This window comes from Solidesulfovibrio magneticus RS-1 (genome assembly GCF_000010665.1).
Classification (GTDB): Bacteria; Desulfobacterota; Desulfovibrionia; order Desulfovibrionales; family Desulfovibrionaceae; genus Solidesulfovibrio; species Solidesulfovibrio magneticus.
This window is the reverse complement of record NC_012796.1, coordinates 4595245-4613653: the sequence shown is the minus strand read 5'-3', so window position 1 is coordinate 4613653 and position 18409 is coordinate 4595245. Positions and strand designations below refer to the sequence as shown.

At 60.6% G+C, this 18409-nt stretch carries 16 protein-coding genes; 11 read left to right on the top strand and 5 right to left on the bottom strand.

Annotated features, from left to right (window positions below):
* The first annotated feature begins 34 nt into the window (after positions 1 to 34).
* Positions 35 to 1204, top strand: a complete 1170-nt coding sequence (locus DMR_RS19195; protein ID WP_015862697.1) for a PP2C family protein-serine/threonine phosphatase — start codon at positions 35 to 37, stop codon at positions 1202 to 1204.
* Positions 1205 to 1236: 32 nt separating this feature from the next.
* On the opposite strand, the gene DMR_RS19190 is transcribed toward DMR_RS19195, so the two are convergent.
* From DMR_RS19190 to DMR_RS19175, 3 genes are all read right to left on the bottom strand, one after another.
* Positions 1237 to 2187, bottom strand: a complete 951-nt coding sequence (locus tag DMR_RS19190; protein ID WP_015862696.1) for a response regulator — start codon at positions 2185 to 2187, stop codon at positions 1237 to 1239.
* A gap of 197 nt (positions 2188 to 2384) precedes the next feature.
* Entirely contained in the window at positions 2385 to 3818 is a 1434-nt protein-coding gene (locus DMR_RS19185; protein WP_015862695.1) for an MFS transporter, read from the bottom strand.
* A gap of 1129 nt (positions 3819 to 4947) precedes the next feature.
* Entirely contained in the window at positions 4948 to 5847 is a 900-nt protein-coding gene (locus DMR_RS19175) for a tyrosine-type recombinase/integrase (RefSeq protein WP_015862694.1), read from the bottom strand.
* A 60-nt stretch (positions 5848 to 5907) separates the two neighbouring features.
* Between DMR_RS19175 and tnpA the strand changes: the two genes are divergently transcribed.
* From tnpA to tnpC, 3 genes are all read left to right on the top strand, one after another.
* Positions 5908 to 6258, top strand: a complete 351-nt coding sequence (gene tnpA, locus DMR_RS25830; RefSeq protein ID WP_012750476.1) for an IS66 family insertion sequence element accessory protein TnpA — start codon at positions 5908 to 5910, stop codon at positions 6256 to 6258.
* On the top strand, positions 6255 to 6608 hold the full coding sequence (tnpB, locus tag DMR_RS19165; protein WP_012750477.1) for an IS66 family insertion sequence element accessory protein TnpB: 354 nt from the start codon (positions 6255 to 6257) through the stop codon (positions 6606 to 6608). Before tnpA ends, tnpB begins: the two co-directional genes overlap by 4 nt.
* Before the next feature lie 106 nt (positions 6609 to 6714).
* Positions 6715 to 8229, top strand: coding sequence for an IS66 family transposase (gene tnpC, locus DMR_RS19160; RefSeq protein WP_232502917.1), 1515 nt, complete (start codon positions 6715 to 6717; stop codon positions 8227 to 8229).
* 38 nt (positions 8230 to 8267) lie between these two features.
* Here tnpC and DMR_RS24760 read toward each other — a convergent pair whose 3' ends face one another.
* Positions 8268 to 8474, bottom strand: a complete 207-nt coding sequence (locus DMR_RS24760) for a hypothetical protein (protein ID WP_232502836.1) — start codon at positions 8472 to 8474, stop codon at positions 8268 to 8270.
* 174 nt (positions 8475 to 8648) lie between these two features.
* Between DMR_RS24760 and DMR_RS19150 the strand changes: the two genes are divergently transcribed.
* The 6 genes from DMR_RS19150 (at position 8649) to DMR_RS19125 (ending at position 14545) form a co-directional block, all read left to right on the top strand.
* Positions 8649 to 9815 carry an integrase core domain-containing protein gene (locus DMR_RS19150; protein ID WP_015862693.1) on the top strand — a complete coding sequence of 389 codons (1167 nt, stop codon included), beginning with the start codon at positions 8649 to 8651 and terminating at the stop codon, positions 9813 to 9815.
* A gap of 151 nt (positions 9816 to 9966) precedes the next feature.
* Positions 9967 to 10173, top strand: a complete 207-nt coding sequence (locus DMR_RS19145; protein ID WP_043601142.1) for a hypothetical protein — start codon at positions 9967 to 9969, stop codon at positions 10171 to 10173.
* Between the two features lie 444 nt (positions 10174 to 10617).
* Positions 10618 to 11082: a hypothetical protein gene (locus DMR_RS19140; RefSeq protein WP_015862691.1), complete on the top strand. Its 465-nt coding sequence runs from the start codon at positions 10618 to 10620 to the stop codon at positions 11080 to 11082.
* A 69-nt stretch (positions 11083 to 11151) separates the two neighbouring features.
* Positions 11152 to 12111 (top strand): DUF533 domain-containing protein, encoded by a 960-nt coding sequence (locus DMR_RS19135; RefSeq protein ID WP_015862690.1) that lies wholly within the window; start codon positions 11152 to 11154, stop codon positions 12109 to 12111.
* A 27-nt stretch (positions 12112 to 12138) separates the two neighbouring features.
* On the top strand, positions 12139 to 12624 hold the full coding sequence (locus DMR_RS19130; RefSeq protein WP_015862689.1) for a DUF3124 domain-containing protein: 486 nt from the start codon (positions 12139 to 12141) through the stop codon (positions 12622 to 12624).
* Between the two features lie 217 nt (positions 12625 to 12841).
* A complete protein-coding gene (locus DMR_RS19125) occupies positions 12842 to 14545 on the top strand; it encodes a potassium channel family protein (protein ID WP_015862688.1) in 1704 nt (567 codons plus the stop codon).
* A gap of 159 nt (positions 14546 to 14704) precedes the next feature.
* On the opposite strand, the gene DMR_RS19120 is transcribed toward DMR_RS19125, so the two are convergent.
* A complete protein-coding gene (locus DMR_RS19120) occupies positions 14705 to 16282 on the bottom strand; it encodes a cation:proton antiporter family protein (protein ID WP_015862687.1) in 1578 nt (525 codons plus the stop codon).
* Positions 16283 to 16581: 299 nt separating this feature from the next.
* Here DMR_RS19120 and DMR_RS19115 point away from each other — a divergent pair, with 299 nt between their 5' ends.
* Positions 16582 to 18276 carry a hypothetical protein gene (locus DMR_RS19115; RefSeq protein WP_043601138.1) on the top strand — a complete coding sequence of 565 codons (1695 nt, stop codon included), beginning with the start codon at positions 16582 to 16584 and terminating at the stop codon, positions 18274 to 18276.
* The last annotated feature ends 133 nt before the right edge of the window (positions 18277 to 18409 follow it).

Genomic DNA, 18409 nt, shown 5'->3' with positions numbered 1-18409 from the left:
CGCACGACCAAAGGCTTTTCAGTCAGGAGGCTCCATGCGTATATTGATCGCAGAGGACGACCCGGCATCGCGCAAAATCCTGACAGTGTGTCTGGAAAAGCTGGGCTACCAAGTTGTTGCGACAACGAATGGACTCGAAGCCTGGCAGGCGATGCAACAAGCCGACGCCCCCAAGCTGGCTATTCTGGATTGGATGATGCCCGAGATTGACGGCGTTGAAGTCTGCCGCCGCTTACGGGCCATCAATGCCAGGCAGCAACCCTATCTGATTTTGTTGAGCGCGTTGGGAACAAAGGAAGACATTGCCAAGGGACTGGACGCCGGTGCCGATGACTATTTGACAAAGCCCTTCAACGTCCTGGAGCTTCAGGCAAGAATTAAGGTCGGTGTCCGATTACTCGAGATGCAGGCACGTCTTCGGCAGTCGATGGAAACTATCGAGGCGTCGCTACTGGCGGCCGGGGAAATTCAAAAAAGCCTTTTGCCAAAGCATTTCATAGGAGTAGGGTCTCTGGAGTTTGCCTGGCAGTTTGTTCCTTGCGACGCAATCGGTGGAGACGTCTTTAACATTGTCCCGTTGGACGCGCAGCGAGTTGGTCTTTACATGGTCGACGTGGCCGGCCACGGGCCGGCGGCGGCGATGGTATCGGTTCTTGTCTACCAATTGTTGAACGCGACGACCGGCATCCTAGCTGACCATACGGTGAAGCCGCCGCGAATACTGGAACCGGAAGAAGTGTTGCGGATCCTTGACGGAGAATTTCCGCTCATGCGTTTCAAACGGCATTTTACCATTGTCTATGCTGTTTTCAATCATGCGACAGGCGTGTTGACCTACAGCAATGCCGGGCACTGTTCCCCTATGGTCGTTGATCCGAATGCCGGCGTGACGGCGTTGACGACCGCCGGAACCGTCATCGGGGTTGGCGCTATGCCTTTCGGGCAGGAGTCTGTTGCGCTTTCTCCAGGCTACAAAGTCGTGTTTTGCAGCGACGGCGTGGAGGAAATTGCCGACGCATCGAATGCATTCTTTGGGGAGGAAGGGACCAAGGGTACGTTGTTGGCGCTGCAGAAAGAGCCCGTCGCCGCCTTGGTGCAGGGCTTGTATGATGCGGCCATGGGTTTTGCGGGCGGGCATCCCCCAGGCGATGATTTGAGCATCTTGGCTTTTGAATACAAAGGGGTTCTGCCGGAATCGTCCTGAGTGGAAAATAGCCAGGGTGGGTCTGCCGGGAACTATTTGCCGGCAGCGTTCTCATCAGCGTTTTCAGTCAGCCGGATTCTGACGCGAACTGTATTGCCGCACCCCAGGAATTCGACATGCTCCAGGTTGAACAGGCAGGTCATGGCAATGCCCCGGCCATGCGGATGCAACGCCCGTTCAGGGTCAAAATCCAGATAACATTGATACGAAAAGCCAGGGCCGTCGTCGCTGATGGTCAGCTCGAGTTCGTCAGGGCGGCGTTCAAACGCGACAACGACCTTTCGGTCGCGGTAGCAATCCATCTCCAGCCGGCGTTCCACTTCCGCGAGCCAGCTTTCGCTGAGGATAAGCTGGGTTTTTTCCGCATAGGCGATGCCGAGCATCCCGTGCTCAATTCCGTTTATGAACAGCTCCAGCAGGCCGGAAGTCACCCGGTCAGGGTTTGGGCAGATCGCAGCAAGCATCATGGCGAGTTTTCGAGCGTCCTCCAGGGTGCGGCAATGGAATTTTCCGCTGTCGAGGAGCTCCAGTGCGCAGGCAGGCTGCTGCCCGTCTACCTGGTCCGGCGCATGGGCAAGATGTCTGTCCACGGCTGCATGCGCGACGCTGTTCAATAAATTTGCAGGAAACGGCTTTATTAAATACGAGAAAGCTTCGTTTTTAAAGGCATTGCGGATGTTGTTTGCATCAGTGAGTGCTGTGCATATGATGACTGGAATGTTTCGCAGCGCAATATCTTCCTTAATGCGCCGCAAGACATCCAGGCCGGTCATGCCGGGAAGTATGCAGTCAAGTAGAATGCAGGCAAATTTTTGAGTCCCCTGGCTAAGCAGATCTATGGCCGATTCCCCGTCGCTGGCGATAGTGACAATGAAATCCGAAGTCGAAAGAATGCGCTGCATGATTTTCGCAGTGGTTTTGTCATCCTCAACAACAAGGATGTGTCTCTTTTGTTCTGCCTTTTGGGGATCAGGTGTCGGCATGAACGCCTCGCTCGGAAAAATCAGCGTTGTCGAAAAAGGATGTCAATTACGCACTCGTAAGAAACTGTTTTCAGCGCCAGTCAAAAATTCGAATTCCGTTGCGCCGCAGGACGGACGGTGGTTTGGACCTGTTGCGCTGATCCCTGTCCCTGCTGGAGAATGTTCCAAAGAACGCATGGCGCTGTTGTTACAAGAAGTTAAAGTTCTTGAAGAAGGTCACGTTGTGGCCTGTGGGGTTGGCCCTGAGGCAAGGCCAGGGCGGCGATGAGGTTCAGGCCGGAAAGGGCGACCACATAGAGCGCTGGCGCACTAATGGTCTGGTAGTGTTTGACCAGCCAGGTGGCCAGGAGTGGCGCTGTGCCGCCGAAGCAACATAAGGAGATGTTGTAGCTCAGCCCGATGGCGCTATAGCGATAGCGCGCCGGGAACATTTCAACCAACGTCGCGGGAATCGGGCCGAGAAAAAGACCCATAAGCGCGCTGAAGCAAAGTTGCGACACCAGTGCCGGGAGTAAGCCACCCTGGGTCGCCAGCAGAAAAAGCGGCCAGGACAAGAGGGTCAACCCGGCCGAACTCCAGACAAGCAGGGGCCTGCGCCCGTAGATGTCGGAGAGCCGGCCCGCGATGGGAATAAGAATGATGAGGACGATCAGGGACACCGTATTCAGCGCCGCCGCATGGGGAATGCCGGGGTGGAGATAGTCCGTCAGGAAGGTGGGCCACCATATAAAGAGCGTGTAGAATCCGCCGCCGACCAGCGCCACCAGCGCAAAGGCGTGGAAAATATCCCCAGGCACCAGTTGCAGGGCTTCGTGCAGGGGGTTGGCGTCAACCTGCCCGCCGTGCTGCATGCGTTTAAAAATCGGCGTTTCCGTCAATTCCCGACGAATCCAGTACGCGGCAAGGGCAATGACGATGCCGGAAAGAAAGGGGATGCGCCAACCCCAGTCCTGCATGGCCTGGGTTCCAAGCGCTGCGTACAGACCAACCGCGCTAAGCGACCCCAGCGTCATGCCCGTGTAACTGCTGGCAAAGGTCCAACTGCTGTAATAGCCGCGCTGCTTCAACGGCGCAGTTTCAGCCACAAAGGCGATCGAACCGATCAGTTCGCCGCCAACGGACAGTCCCTGGATCAGGCGCAGCAACACCAGGAGGATCGGGGCGAGGGTTCCGATTGCAGCGTGGGTAGGCAGCAAACCCATCAGGACCGTGGGGACGGCCATCAGCAGCACGGAAAATTGCAGGGCTTTTTTACGGCCAAAGTGGTCGCCGACATAACCGAAAAAGATTCCCCCCAGCGGCCGGGCGATGAAAGCCGCCGCAAATACGCCAAACGCGCTTAAAAGCGAGTCCAGTGGATTGTCCGAGGGGAAGAAATTGTTCCCGATCACCGGGGCCAGGAAACCAAAAACTGCAAAGTCGTACCATTCAAGCATGTTGCCGATGACGCCGCCAAACAGATTTTTGTTCAGGGTACTTGGCCGGTTATCTCGTCCATTGGGCCTGCCCCGCACGATTCGGTTCTGACGAAGAAGGATGATACTTGTCATCAGATCCATTGCCTTCGTGATGGCAGTCGAATCGGCTTCTTTCTCTGTTGATTTGTCAGATTTTTCGCGGTCAAGGGGCATGGGTCTGTGTCCTCTGGCGAAGTCATGAACTAGATAACCGAGTATTGAAAATGCTGCGGGCAATCCGCAGTCCGGGCTTACGCTTTGAGCCTGAGAGACCAGAATCGAAGTGGATTCTTCATGGTAGACTATGAGGTTTAAACTGAAAATATCTCTTTAATTATTGCAGATACACAAAAGGAGGTCAAGGCGGAAGCGGGGCACGTCGAAGAACGGCTTGAACGCTTCTCGCTTCCAAAGGATGGCCGACCGGCGATTTTCCTGCGAGGTGCTTGAGGGGGTGCGTGTGGGCTATCTTAGAAATCAACAGTGTTACGTTCCTCAAATAGATGTGTGCAATTCGCTCCAGGAGGAGCGGAATGGGAGCTCCAACCAAACAAGTAGAGTTGACCCTGGAAGACTTGGCAACCCTGCAATTATGAGAAGCGTCGGGCAAGACTGAGCAATGTCTTGCCATCGGGGCACGGGTCGTTCTGGCCACAGTCGAAGGGATGCCCATGAAAACTATCGCCGAAAGAACCGATCTTGGCTACAATATCTGCCTCAAATGGCGCAAACGATTTCAGGTACTTGGCCTTGATGGTTGACGGTTCAGCAGAGATCGCCCTGAAGCCTGTCCTGGAAGAAGATCGAGAGCTGAGCCATGATCTCCGACAGTTCCTTGTCTTCATCGTTCACCACTTCTCGGTTTTGGCAACCGCCAGATACAGCGCCTTGAATAGGGCGATCTCCGTCGGGAAAAAGTTTTTCCCCTTCACGCAGGAGTGATATTTTTCTGCGGGCAGTATTGAAAAGCCCAAACGTCTTTGGAGGAGGAAGCCCCTCTCAGGCCGCCGACCCAGAGCGATTTTATTGGGAAGGCAGTTTTGGATTGTCCAAACGTCCGATGAGCCCGGGTCTGGCCGTCATGCAAACGGAAACGGTTATGGAAACGGTTTAGCCAGGATAACCCGGCATAACTAGGGAAAACTCGGTAGAATTCGGTCTTATGCGGGCTTACGGTCGCTCTTTCACGCCGGTAACAGGGGTTCAAATCCCCTTGGGGACGCCAAGCATTCCAAGGACTTGTGAAAGCAAGTCGATCAGCATAAGGTGGAGAAGTAAATCCGAGAAGTAAAACGCTTCTAGCTTACTTCACCGCCACTAAATCAGCCCTCGGACGACTCGACCTCGTCCGGGGGCTTTTGTTTGTGCGGGACAGCGCTGCCATGAGATCCCGGGCATTATCCAACTCGTGGATGTAGCCCTGGGTGGTGGTGAGGTTCTTATGCCGGAGGATTTTTTGGATCGTGGGCAAGGGAACCTGGTTCTGGATGAGAATGCTCGCCGACAGGTGACGAATCGCATGCCAGCAAAACGTTCTAACCTTGGCCCGCTTACACAATCGTTCCAGATAGTGCTGCCGCGAGGTGAACGCTTCGCCAGTCTCCGGGTCAGGGAAGACCAGATCCCCTCTGGCGTGTTTGCGTTGCTCGACCATGGTCGCGAAAAGGTCGTCCGTCATCGGAATCCAGTCGAATTCCTTGGCTCCACCCTCGCGCTTGGCCGTCCACAACCGTACCCGCCGGTTATCGAAGTCGACATCCGCCCACGTCATCCCAAACAACTCCCGTTTTCTGGCGGCCGTATTTAAGTACGCGAGCAGCATCCTCTGGTCATAAGGATTGGCTGCATCGTACGCCGCCCAGAAGTCTTGTTCCGAAGGCACGTAGCGGGGGCTCTTAGTTTCCGGGAACCTGTCAATTTGGCAGGGATTTTTCTCAGGGAAACTTAGATATTTGACACCCCAGTACCAGGCCGCCACCAGATTTTTTCGCATCTTGTTGGCTGCGTGGCCGCTTTGGGATTTCGAAACGGGCTGGAGAGCGTTGAGCACTTTGCCTGGCTGCAAGGCGATGGGGTCACTTCCGGGATCGACTACCTTGAATAAGGCCTTGAAGGCGGCTTTTTTCTCCCAAATTGTCCGGCTTGCGAATTTCTGCGCAAAATCCAGATATTGGGTTGCCCAGTCAATTGCGTAACCGGTCAATCAACCCCTTCTTACGCCGCTTGAGTTTTCTGTCATGGTTTATCCCACAGGAGGGCGACCATGGCAGCGTCATCAGCAGAGCTCAGTTTCGAGAAGGCGGCGTACTGGTCTGAACATATTGAGGCTTGGCATCGTAGCGGCCTGAGCCAGGGGGCTTACTGCCGGCGGCAGGGTCTTTCCCAAAGTTCCATGGGCTATTGGCGGAAGCGTTTGGAGGCAGCGACTGGCAAGGAGGGCGCGTCCTGCGTCACCCTCGTTCCCGTGCCTCTGCCGGCGTCGGCCCAGGCGGACATGGCAACCGTGCCGGCACCGATCCTAGTGCACGTGGGCAACGCCTTTCGCATCGAGATCAGAGGCAACTTCGCCGCGCCGGTGCTGGAAAAGCTTGTCCGCACGCTGACACGGCTATGATGTCGCCGGTAAGCGGCGTCCGGGTTTATTTGGCTCTGGGAGCCACAGACATGCGCAAGTCCATCGACGGGCTGTCCATCCTGGTTTCACGGCAGCTGCAACTCGATCCGTTTGCCGGTCACCTTTTCGGCTTTTGCAACCGCAGCCGGACGATCATCAAGCTGCTCTACTGGGATCGCAACGGCTTTTGTCTGTGGCACAAGCGTCTGGAGCGGCATGTGTTTCGCTGGCCAACCCGCGAGGCGGAGGTGCTTGCCATTGACTCCCGGCAACTGGCCTGGCTGCTTGATGGTCTCGATCCCCTGGCCGTGACGGGACACTCCCGTCTGGAGTATTCGACGCTCTTTTAGACAGTATTGCCTTGATTAAATTGAATAATAATGAGAGATTGTTCGGGCCGTGGACATCAATTCCCTCCCTGACGACCCTGCCGCACTGAAAGCTCTCATTGTCAACATGGCTGCCAGTCAGGCTGACCAGCAAGAGCACATCGTCCAACTTGAGCAGCGCCTTCAGCTCCTGAACCTGATCATTTACGGCCCGAAGTCCGAGAAAAAGCCCCGTACCGGCCAGGAGCAGCAGCTCTCCCTGTTCGACGAGGCCGAGCAGACTGCGGAGGAGCACAAACCGCAGACCTTCGAGGAGGCCTGCGCCCCGGCGAGCACCCGCCGCAAACGCGGCCGTCGCCCCATCCCTGCGGATCTGCCCCGGGTGGAGATCATCCACGACCTGCCGGAATCGGAGAAGACCTGCCCCTGCGGCGCTGAGCTGGTCCGCATCGGTGAGGAAGTCAGCGAAAAGCTCGACATCGTGCCGGCCAAAATCCAGGTCATCCGCCACATCCGGCCAAAATACGCCTGCCGTACCTGCGAAGGTGTGGAGGACGATGGGCCGACGGTGAAAACCGCGCCCATGCCACCCCAAATCATCCCCCAGGGCATCGTGACTCAGGGCCTTTTGGCCCATGTCGCCGTGGCCAAGTATGCCGACGCGCTGCCCCTGTACCGCCAGGAGGATCAGTTCGCTCGCCTGGGGCTGGACATCTCCCGGGGAACCCTGGCTGGCTGGATGATCCGCGTAGCCAAGTCCTGCGATCCGCTCATCGACATGATCATCGCTGAAATTCGTTCCGGCCCCATCGTCAACATGGACGAAACCACGGTCCAGGTGCTTGCCGAACCAGGCCGGGCCAACACCACGAAATCATTTATGTGGGTCGCCCGGGGCGGAACACCGGGAAAACCGGTCGTCCTGTTTCGCTATCATCCGACCCGGGCCGGCAGCGTGGCTGCGGAAATTCTTGGCGATTTCAAAGGCTATCTGCAGACCGACGGCTACAGCGGCTATGAGGCCCTGGGCGAACGGGAAGGCCTGCGCCATCTCGGCTGTTTGGCCCATGTCCGGCGCAAGTTCGTCGAGGTCGAGAAGTCCGCTGGCAAGAAGGCCAAAGGCGGCACGGCCCATGCCGTCCTCGATCTGATCGGCAAACTCTACGGCGTGGAGCACCAAGCCGAAAGGCAACAGCTCAATCCGGAGCAGATCAAGGTCCTGCGAGCCGAAAAATCCAGGCCGATCCTGGACAAGCTTAAGGCGCTGCTCGATGCACGCGCCGCCACCACCCCGCCCAAGAGTCTGCTCGGCAAGGCCATTGGCTATGCTATCAAACAGTGGGAGCGGTTGGTCGTCTACCTGGAAGACGGCCGACTGCGTCCGGACAACAACCTGGCCGAAAACGCCATCCGCCCCTTTGCCGTGGGCCGCAAAAACTGGCTGTTCTCAGGCCATCCGCGCGGAGCCGACGCCTCGGCCACCATCTACTCCCTCATCGAAACGGCCAAGGCCAACGGGCTGGAGCCATACCGCTACCTGCGCCACCTCTTCGAGCACTTGCCGGCGGCAACCACTGACGCCCAACGCAAGGCCCTCCTGCCCCAGTACAGCGATCCTCAAAGCCTCATCATACCTGCCTGAGCTTATCCTGCTTCCTGCTCGCCCTAACAAGACGCGCCTTATTGAGCGCTTACCGCAAGCCAGGCACTGGCCCAGCCCCTGGGGGTGCTATGGCCGGCCTTGACCCGCATCAGCAGGCCGAGATTGAAACCGGCCACATGGAGAAGATACCGTTTCTGGATGTTCTCCTGCCCTCTGATCCAGGCCCGGCGCATGCCGCCGGACCGGTCCAGCGTATGACCGCCGCGACGCTGTCCCAGTGGCACGACACTTTCCTGGAGGCCGGGAATCGGGTCTCAAGCTGCAACCGGTAAGGGAATTCACTGAAGTCGGCCGGCTCCGGGAGAAGATCGGCGAGCAGGCCATGGAAAACGAGCTGCTTCGCGAAAAGATCGCTCGGCTGGAGCAAAACCGCCCTTTGGCCGGGGGAGGTCGAGGAAATGAGCCAAGCCGCCTCGGCCTCCACGGGGAAGAACTACGGGCTGGCGCTGGTCTGCCGTGTCTGGGCGCTCCCTCGTTCCACGGTATACTGGCGACGTCGGCGCGCGGCCGAGGCTGTTCCTGCCAAACGACGTGGCCCTCAAGGCGGGCATAGCGATGTGGTCCTGGTTGAGCACATCAAGGCCAAGATTGGGGAAAGCCCTTTTCACGGTGAGGGGTATCGCAAGGTCTGGGCTGGCCTTCGGGACAAAGGGATCAGGACTTCCCCGGCGCGAACGCTGCGCCTCATGCGCGAAAACGCGCTTTCGGTCTACAAGCGACCTGGCCGCCCCCATGGCCCCAAGGCCCATGACGGAACGATCAAGACCCAGCGGGTGGACGAGATGTGGGGCACGGACATGACCGCAACGCTGACCATTGAGGAAGGCAACGCCGCCATATTCTTTGCTATCGATTATTGCTCACTGGAAGTGGTCGGCATCCATGCCGCCAAGCGCGGCACGCGGTTCGAGGCCTTGGAGCCGATCCGGCAGGGTGTGCGCCACAGTTTTGGTGCTTTCGGCCAGGGCGTGGCTCGTGGACTGACTTTGCGGCACGACCACGGTAGTCAGTTTATCGCCGATGACTTTCAGCAGGAAATCGCCTTTCTCGGCATCAAGGACTCGGCGTCCTACGTGCGCGAGCCTCAGGGCAACGGCATCGTCGAACGCTTTGCCCGTATCCTTAAGGAGAATCTTCTCTGGATTCGCAGCTTCCGAACCGTCGAGGAACTCCGGTTGGCGCTTTTGGCCTTCAAGGAAACCTACAACCGCCAGTGGCGGATCGGGCGGCACGGCTACAGGTCGCCGACTCAGGTCAGGGAAAAGCAGAAAACCGAGTACAGCGAGGTGCAGAGAGAACTAGCGAAAATCATTGAGTGTGCCAAGCAGGTACTTGTCTTTCGCACCCGTAACAGGGGCTCAAATCCCCTTGAGGACGCCCACCAAATCAAAGGGTTATCCTTCGGGATGATCCTTTTGTCTTGTGGGACCCACGACTGGACACGATTTTCAAAATTCCGCTGGCGTACTTGGGAATTTTCCCTTGGATTCAGCGTGCTGGACGCGCTATGGAGGATAAAACGTCAAGGGCGACAAAGTCTGCTCTTGTGGAACGACATGCTATAATTTTCATCAATTTAGGGTGTTCGGAAGTGACAGCCCAGGAGTTACCGCAGGCTGGCATGGCCGGTCGGCGAGGGGCGAACTCCTCGCCCCCAGGGCTTGCCGCCACCGTTGGAGTGGCCCGGGAATTCACAATAACGCAGGAGCTTTTACGATGAAAAAGGCCCATTTGAAGAAGCTGGAAAAAGCCGCCAATTTTTTGCGCGAAGTGTATGACGATCTGGAAACCGAAGGCAGCGACGATTTTGACGAGTTCGGCCCCCGGCTGGATGAGGCGGCCGCCGCGATAGAAGACATTCTTGAGGATGTGGAATCCGCCTCCAAGGACGATGACGCGGACGAAGGGTTTGAAGTGGAGTGATGGACTGCGCGGTATGAAGAAAATACTCGCCACCGTTTTTGCCTGGCTGGTCGGCGGCGCGGTTCTGGTCTACCTGGGCGTGGTCGGGGTAGGGACGGGCAGTTGCAGTCCCTGAGTGGCCATGGGCGCATCGGGAGTCGCGGGTTACGGCTCCTATATCCTGGCCAAATGGTTCGGCAGGGGAAAGTCCAAGGACCGGGACCAAGGTTCGCCGCCGCGCTGATCGCCGCACGCGTCTGACGGCGTTCGGGCGCGCGCCGTGCCAGGCGGCTTGGCCGCCGGTCCGCACGGGCAGTCCTGAAGCGCGTTGCACCGTCGCCGGAGGACGGCGGCGACTCCCCTGAGGCTTGCACCGCGCGGTCCCCGGCCCTTGCCAAGTTTCCGGGTTCGGGTATCCTTTCTGGCAACGTCTCCATACCGCCGGACCGCAAGGGAGCCTTGCCGATGCGTACGAAACCTTCCCTGCTTCGCGCCGCCCTGCTGGGGCTGTGCCTGCTTGTGGCTATCCCGGAAATGGCTGTCTCGGCCCAAAAGGCCACCCAGGCCGCGCCGGCTCCCTCGGGCCGGGTGAACCTGGAATTCGGTCAGGGCGGCTTCATTCTCAGCACCTCCGGCGGCAAGGGCGTTTTGACCTACAAGGGCCGACGCTATCCCTTTGCCATCGGGTCGGTGGGCTTTGGCGGCATCGGCGTGTCCAAGGTCACCGCCGTGGGCGAAGTCTATGACCTGGGGCGGCTGGAGGACTTCGCCGGGGCCTACGGCCAGGCCCGGGCCGGCTACGCCATGGGCTCGGGTCAGGGCGTGCAGTGGCTGCAAAACGCCAGCGGCGTGGTCATCAAGTTGCGCACCGTCACCAAGGGCGTCTCCCTCAATCTGGGGGCCGACGGCCTGGTCATCAAATTCAAGTAGGGCGTCCGAGTGACGCCAAAAGAGCCAGGACGGCCTGCCCAGGGCAGGGCCGATCCGGGAGGCCGGGCCATGACCAGCCAGGAACAACGGGCGATCCTGACGCTTTGCCTGATGGCCGCCTTTGCCGATGGCGGCAACGACGTCACCGAGCGCGAGCAGATCCGGCGCATCGCCGAGGGCCTGTCGGCCGAGGCCGCCCAGGAGCTGTCCGGGCTGTATCAGAACGTGCTGCTTGGCCGCGCCTCCCTGGCGGCGGCGGCCTCGGCGCTGGCCGAGCCTCAGGTCCGCCAGCTGGCCTATGAAATGGCCGTGTGCGTGTGCGACGCCGACGGCGCGCAAAGCCCGGCCGAGGGGGATTTCCTGGAGCGCCTGCGGGCCGCCCTGGCCCTGGACGCCGCCACGTCCCGGGAGTTTGCCCGCGCTGCGGCGGAAGTGGCCGACGCGCCCCTGGACGCCGGGCCGGACCCGGCGGCGACGGCAGCCCCGGCCGGCCCGGCCAACGCCCCGGCCGCGGACGCCCAGGCCCTGGACAAGACCATCCTCAATTACGCCATCTTAAACGGCGCGCTGGAGATTTTGCCCCAGTCCCTGGCTTCCATGGCCATCCTGCCGCTACAGCTCAAAATGGTCTACGCCGTGGGCAAGGCTTACGGCTTCGAGCTGGATCGCGGCCACATCAAGGATTTCGCGGCCGCCCTGGGCGTGGGGTTGACCGGGCAGTTCGTGGAGCAGATCGGGCGGAAGCTTCTGGGCGGCTTGTTCAAGGTGGCCGGGGGCGACTTTTTCGGCGGCGTGGGCAGCGCGGCCACGGGCGCGGCCTTTTCCTTCGCCACCACCTACGCCCTGGGCCAGGCGGCCAAGCTGTACTATGCCGGCGGCCGTTCCACGGACATGGAACAGCTGCGCCAGATGTTCGCCTCGCTTTTGGAGCAGGGCAAAACCATGCAATCAAACTACGCCGAAGCCATCCGGGAGAAGTCCCGGACCGTGGACGTCGATCAAATCGCCGCCCTGGTGCGGGGACAGTAGGCCGACCGGAAACAGGGAGGGCGCATCATGGGGCGTTTGTCGTGGCGCAGCATTTTTCGGACGCTGGCGTTTTGTGCCGTGCTGACAGTCTTTGGCCGGCCGGCCCTGGCCGGTTCGGAGCTGTTGCGCGGGGGCACCTATTTTCTGCCCGTCTACTCCCACATCTACATCGGCGACCGGGCCAGGCCGTTTCTTTTGGCCATCACGGTGAGCGTGCGCAACACCAGCCTCACCGAGCCCATGACCCTGACGACGGCGGATTTCTACGATTCCGACGGGACGCTGCTCAACCGCTACATCGACGCGCCCAAGACCATCGAGCCCTTCGGCTCCATGCGCCTGACCGTGGCCGAATCCGAGAAACATGGCGGGGCCGGGGCCAAGTTCCTGGTTTCCTGGACCGCGCGCACACCCGTGACCGCGCCCCACGTGGAAGCGGTGATGATCGGCAGCGGCGGCCAGCAGGGCATTTCCTTCACTTCCCAGGCCGTTCCCCTCAAGATCGAGCGCTAGTGGCGTCTCGCCGAAAGGCGCAGCCCGTTGGCCGCTGGGGTCGTGGCGGTTCTTGCCAAGGGCCACCGCCTGTCATGATGGGCCATAACATTGGCCCAGGCCCTTTGCCCTCTTTTCCCATGGTTGGGGTCCGGGGGGATCATCCCCCCGGTGGGTCCAGGGCAAAGCCCTGGCCGCCGGAGGCGTCCATTCAGGAACGTGAACGCGGGGACGCCCCATGAAGTTTCTCGCCGCCCAGGTCGGCTACCTGCTGCAAAACAGCTCCTCGCGCCGCAACCTGCGGTTTTTGGTCAATTTCGTCCTGACGCTCGTGGCCATGGTGGTGCTGTATTCCGTGGTGTTCCACTGGATCATGCAGCGCGACGGCCAGGAATATTCCTGGGTCACGGGCTTTTATTGGACGCTCACCGTCATGTCGACCCTGGGTTTTGGCGACATCACCTTCACCAGCGACCTGGGGCGACTGTTTTCCATCATCGTGCTGTTGACCGGCATCATCTTTTTGCTGGTCATGCTGCCGTTCACCTTCATCCAGTTCTTCTACGCCCCCTGGCTGGAGGCCCAGGCCCGGGCCCTGGCTCCGCGCGAGCTGCCGGTGGGCACGAGCAACCACGTTATCGTGGTCGGCGACGATCCGGCGGCGCTGCATCTGAACAAGAAAGCCCGCCAGTACGGCTACGCCTGCATGCTGCTGCGCTCGGACTCCAAGGCGGCCACCGACCTCTATGACCAGGGCTACGCCGTGGCCGTGGGCGACTACGACGACGCGGGCACCTACCGCCGGCTGCGGGTGGACGGCGCGGCCATGGTCGTGGCCCTGGACAACGACATGCGCAACGCCAACGTGGCCTTCACCGTGCGCGAGGTCAGCCCGGCCACGCCCATTGTCAGCAAGGCCGACCAGGAAGAATCCCTGGACATCCTGAAGCTGGCCGGCAGCACCCAGGTGTTTCATTTCACCCATCTGCTGGGCGAGGCCCTGGCCCGGCGGGCCAGGGGCGGGGACATGCAGTCCGGGATCATCGGCCGCATCGGCGAGATCGTGGTGGCCGAGTGGCCGGTCATGGGCTCGCGCCTGGAGGGTCGCACGCTTCGGGAGTGCGCCCTGCGGTCCGTGGCCGGGGTCAACGTGGTCGGGGTGTGGGAGCGCGGCCGGTTCGAGCTGCCCGACCCGGACCAGGCCTTGCCGCCTGGCGTCGTGCTGATGCTGGCCGGCACCGAAGGGCAGATCGAGAAGTTTCGGGAATTCGCCGGAGAAGCGCCGCTAACCGACGCGCCGGCGGTGATCCTTGGCGGCGGTCGGGTGGGCCGGGCGGCGGCCGGACAGTTGCGCCGCCGGGGGATCGATTACCGCCTCGTGGAGAAAAATCCCGGCAAGCTCATGGAGTCGCACCGGGTGGTGGCCGGCAACGCCGCCGACCTCGACGTGCTGGTCAAGGCCGGCATCCGCCAGGCCCCGACGGTATTTATCACCACCCACAACGACGACATGAACATCTATCTGGCCATCTACTGCCGCAAGCTGCGGCCGGACATCCAGATCATCAGCCGGGCCACCCTGGACCGCAACATCGGCGTGCTCCATGCGGCCGGGGCCGATCTGGTCATTTCCTATGCGTCGTTGGTGGCCAACACGGTGATCAATCTGCTCAATCCCGACAAGGTGCTCATGTTAAACGAGGGCCTCAACATGTTCCGCATGGCCGTGCCGGCCGAGCTGGTGGGCAAGAGCCTGGCCGAAAGCCGCATCCGACAACTCACCGGCTGCAACGTGGCGGCGGTAAGCGCCGGGGAGGGGCTGGAGGTCAATCCCGACCCGGACCGGCCACTCGCGGCCGGGACGCGGCTTTTGCTCATCGGCAATGCGGCCGCCGAACAGCGTTTCCTGGAGCGTTTCCCGTCCAGGCCGGCCACTTCCTGACGGGGCGTGGCGGCGCGGCCATGAAACCAGCTCTCCCCGACCAGAGAACCACCTCCGTCGTCCCCCCCTTTAAACTTTTCTCCATTTGGGGGGTCTGGGGGCCTCAGGCCCCCAGCCGCCGGAGGCCTCCCCCCTCTTTTCACCTCACCTCACCTCGCCTCACCCCGGCAGGGTGCAGGCTTCCATGGCGTGGCGGGCCAGGCCGGCTCCGGCGCGTTCGTACATGTTGAAGACGGCGCACACCCCAAGGGCGGCCAGTTCCTCGACTTCCTCGGGGTAGCGGGCCACGGCGGCCACATGGCCGGTGAAGCCCAGGTTTCGCAGTTGGCGGGCGGCGAACATGTTGCCGTGGTGGTTGGGCATGGCCAGGATGACCATTTCGCAGGCGTGGCCGTTGCGCAGCTTGAGCCAGAATTCGGTGTCGCAGGCGTCGCCCACGATGACGTTGCGCCCTTGTTCCCGGTTGCGGTCGGCCCGAGCCGGCACGTGTTCCACGCCCAGGACCGAATCGCCGTAGCTCTGGCGCAGTTCGTCGTAGGCTCCCATGCCGATGCGGCCCATGCCGAGGATGACGGCCCGGGTCGTGCCGAGGTCGATGGCGACTTCGTGGGGATGGGGTTTTCGGGGTTCGAAGCGGCGCAGCCAGCCGACCATGGCCCGGTAGACGGCCTCGGACCGGGCGCTAAGGGGCGCGCCGATAAGGAAGCTCAGGCTCACGGCCATGGCGATGACCAGGAGCCAGTCCGGGGACAGCGCGCCTTTGCGGGAAGCGATGGCCGCGACGATGAGGCCGAATTCCGAATAGTTGGTCAGGGTCAGGGCGGTAAAGAGGCTGGTACACGGCCGCAGGCCGAAGCGGCTGACGACCAGATGGTAGATGCCGGTCTTAAAGGGCAGCAGCAGGCACAGGAACAGGGCGGCGGCCAGCATTTCGCCGCTTGGCAGGCCCTTCATGCCCACGGACAGGAAAAAGCCCACCAGCATGAGTTCCTTGAAGCCGAACAGCGCCTTGGACAGTTCCGAGGCCCGGGGATGGCCGGCCACCAAAACGCCCATGACCAGCGCGCCGAGGTCGGGCTTCAAGTGCACGAGGTTAAATCCTTCCGCGCCCACGCCCAGGGCGTAGAACAGGCCGCACAGAATGAAGAGCTCGCCCCGGCCGGACTTGTCCATGAGCCAGAAAAACACTGGCCGCAAAAAGGGCAGGGCCAGCACGGCCACGGCCCAGACCGACGGGATCTTGCCTTCGGAGATGGCCAGGTAGAGCACGGCGAACAGGTCCTGCATGATGAGGACGCCGATGGCCACCACGCCGTAGAAGGCCGACATGTCGCCTTTTTCTTCCAGGGCCTTGACCGCGAAGACGGTGCTTGAAAACGACAGGGCAAAGCCGAGCATGAGCAGGATGGGCCAGTCCAGGGCGAAAAGCGGGCTGACGCCGAGCTGTTTGACGGCCAGGAGCATGGCGAAGGTGAAGCTTGTGGACAGGAGCATCTGGGCGGTGGAGCTGGCCCAGATGATGGGCTTGAGCAGTCCCCGGACGTCGAGTTTGAGGCCGATGGAGAACAGCAGCAACGTGATGCCGAGGTCGGCCGCCGCGTCGAGTCCGGGCGGGCGGGTCAGGCCCAGGAAGTTGTAGGCGAATCCGGCGGCCAGGAAACCGACCATGGGCGGTAGGCCGACCCGGGACAGGACCATGCCGAAGGCAAAGGCGAAGCTTACGAGAATGACCAGCATCCGATACGTCCTCGTGTGCTGCGGTTGCGGCGGCGCGTGCGGCGGGGCCCTGGCTGTGAGGCGCGCCATGGCGAAGGAGGGCTTTTCTTTCTTTTTTGAAAGAAAAGGTCAACCCTGGCCCAGGCTGGTATCCTGCCCCGTTTCGAGGATGTCTTGTCTCTTTGCTTGGAGCGCGACAGCCTGTACAAGGCTCCCGACGGATGCGGGGAAAGACCGCATGGCGTCGCCGTCCAGGTATGGCGAGTTGTTCGGATGCAACGTTTGGGTTTATTTTCCTCGGGCAGGAGTTCGGTGGTGCTATGCGCGTGGTGATGGAGTACTTGAGGGCGGCTTGGCTAAGCCACCTCTCCAGCCTGGCCGGGCTTGCGGCGGCAGGCCTGGTGGCGGCGGGCTATGTGGCCCTGGCCGTGTACGGGGGGTGGATAAACTATTCCATCGTGCCGTACCTGGATACCTACGATGTTTTGCCGATTATATTCGGCGGCGCCTCCAGCCTGGCCGGCTGGTTCGCCTTGCACAATGAACATAGAATCCTGGCGACGAAAGCCTTATTGTGGGTCGACTACGTGCTTTTTCAAGGAGCAGGCGTCTTTTTGATCGTCATGAATTTCGTGCTCATGGCGTTCATAGCTGGAGGATTTTTCTTTTTTTTGCGAAAAGCCGGAGGTTGGGGCAGGGCCAATTTGCCGTTGTATATTTTGCTCTCGGTTCTTCCAGCCTTTTCCTTCATCCAAAAAGAGAACATCGTTTGGGAATTCCAGAGTCAGTTTTTTCTGGTCTCCCTTTTGCCTATGGCTTCCTGCGCATTGCTGTTGAGCTTTTTGGAACGGCGGGAAGTTCGCGCTAACCGCGTTTTCGGGTATTTGTTGTCGTCGGCGCTGCTTGCGGTCCTTAGTGTGCTCAATATGGGCAACGGGATCCTGTTTTTTGGCGTCTATATCGTGGTGCTCTGGGCGTTTCGAATCATCGGCGGGCTGGGGCTGGCGGGTTGCTGCTTGGCCGCGCTTGTCTACCAATTGCACAGCGGCACAGGCAGCACGAATGTCCATGCCATGCTTGAAGCCTTTTCCGCCAAAACCGCAAAATTCTTGTTTTATGTCCCGTCAGCTCTTGGCAATTTTTCCGAAAAGACGTTGGGCCAGACCGGCGCGACCATTATGGGGACCTGCCTGCTGGCCTGTTGCATCTACCTTGTGTTCGCGGCCGCTCGCGCCATCGCCAAGAACCGACGTCGAAAAAATGTCACGGTGTTGGCGGCGGCCCTGGCGGCCTACGTTTGCCTTTCCGTCCTGGCCGCCACCGTCGCCCGCATCGACCTGGCTGATCCTTTCGTCTCCCGGTATTCGACCTTGTCTCTGATGGTCTTCGTCATGTGTCTGGTCGGGGTGCTGTCCTGTCTGGAAAGTGACCGGGCACGGCGAACGCTGCTTGCTGGGGCGGCCTTGGTCAGCCTGGGACTGCTTGGGCCCTGGCAACTGACGGTGTTGCAGGACATGCGCCCCATGGATAGGCTGGTCGCCGGGCTGTGCTATGCCTACGGCATTGACGACGCCGAAATGCGCGGCATCCCGCACTTCAACGCGAGCAAACTCGAAGTCGCCGTGGCGCTGATGAAACGGGAAAAGACCGGATTCGTCGCCGCCCATCCCTATGCCCTGGCGGAGATCTCCACTGAGGCCTGGACAGTGCCGCCGGGATTCGTGCAGATTGCCGGCCGGATTGATGCCGTGAAGCCTGTCGGCTCCCAGGGAAGGTACGCCTTTGTTACGGGATGGGCCTTGGAATATAAGAGGAAAAGAGTTCCTCCCTATGTCTATATTGCCGATGGGGAGAAGCGTGTGGTCGGCTTCGCCGTAGTCGGGGCCTGGCGGCAGGAACTCGCTTCGCCGCTTGGCCGGGAGGCTGAGTTGTCGGGGCTGGCGGGGTACGTGCAGCGCACGGCGCTCACGAAGACGGACAATTTGCAGTTTTATTGCCCGGCCGCCGGGCTGTAGGACCGCCGGCGGCGCGCTTTGGCCCTGGGAAGTCCGCCGCCGCCGGACAGGAACTATGCCCTGATTTTTTCGCGACGTGTCACCCAGCTTATTGTTTGGTCTCTCGGCGCGAGAAACGACACGCTGCGCCGCC

Excerpts from the sequence above, each read along its gene's own strand:
- DMR_RS19195 (WP_015862697.1), top strand. The coding sequence starts at position 35 with ATGCGTATATTGATCGCAGAGGACGACCCGGCATCGCGCAAAATCCTG.
- DMR_RS19190 (WP_015862696.1), bottom strand. The coding sequence starts at position 2,187 with ATGCCGACACCTGATCCCCAAAAGGCAGAACAAAAGAGACACATCCTT.
- DMR_RS19185 (WP_015862695.1), bottom strand. The coding sequence starts at position 3,818 with ATGCCCCTTGACCGCGAAAAATCTGACAAATCAACAGAGAAAGAAGCC.
- tnpA (WP_012750476.1), top strand. The coding sequence starts at position 5,908 with ATGGCAGCGTCATCAGCAGAGCTCAGTTTCGAGAAGGCGGCGTACTGG.
- tnpB (WP_012750477.1), top strand. The coding sequence starts at position 6,255 with ATGATGTCGCCGGTAAGCGGCGTCCGGGTTTATTTGGCTCTGGGAGCC.
- tnpC (WP_232502917.1), top strand. The coding sequence starts at position 6,715 with ATGGCTGCCAGTCAGGCTGACCAGCAAGAGCACATCGTCCAACTTGAG.
- DMR_RS19150 (WP_015862693.1), top strand. The coding sequence starts at position 8,649 with ATGAGCCAAGCCGCCTCGGCCTCCACGGGGAAGAACTACGGGCTGGCG.
- DMR_RS19145 (WP_043601142.1), top strand. The coding sequence starts at position 9,967 with ATGAAAAAGGCCCATTTGAAGAAGCTGGAAAAAGCCGCCAATTTTTTG.
- DMR_RS19140 (WP_015862691.1), top strand. The coding sequence starts at position 10,618 with ATGCGTACGAAACCTTCCCTGCTTCGCGCCGCCCTGCTGGGGCTGTGC.
- DMR_RS19135 (WP_015862690.1), top strand. The coding sequence starts at position 11,152 with ATGACCAGCCAGGAACAACGGGCGATCCTGACGCTTTGCCTGATGGCC.
- DMR_RS19130 (WP_015862689.1), top strand. The coding sequence starts at position 12,139 with ATGGGGCGTTTGTCGTGGCGCAGCATTTTTCGGACGCTGGCGTTTTGT.
- DMR_RS19125 (WP_015862688.1), top strand. The coding sequence starts at position 12,842 with ATGAAGTTTCTCGCCGCCCAGGTCGGCTACCTGCTGCAAAACAGCTCC.
- DMR_RS19120 (WP_015862687.1), bottom strand. The coding sequence starts at position 16,282 with ATGCTGGTCATTCTCGTAAGCTTCGCCTTTGCCTTCGGCATGGTCCTG.
- DMR_RS19115 (WP_043601138.1), top strand. The coding sequence starts at position 16,582 with ATGCGCGTGGTGATGGAGTACTTGAGGGCGGCTTGGCTAAGCCACCTC.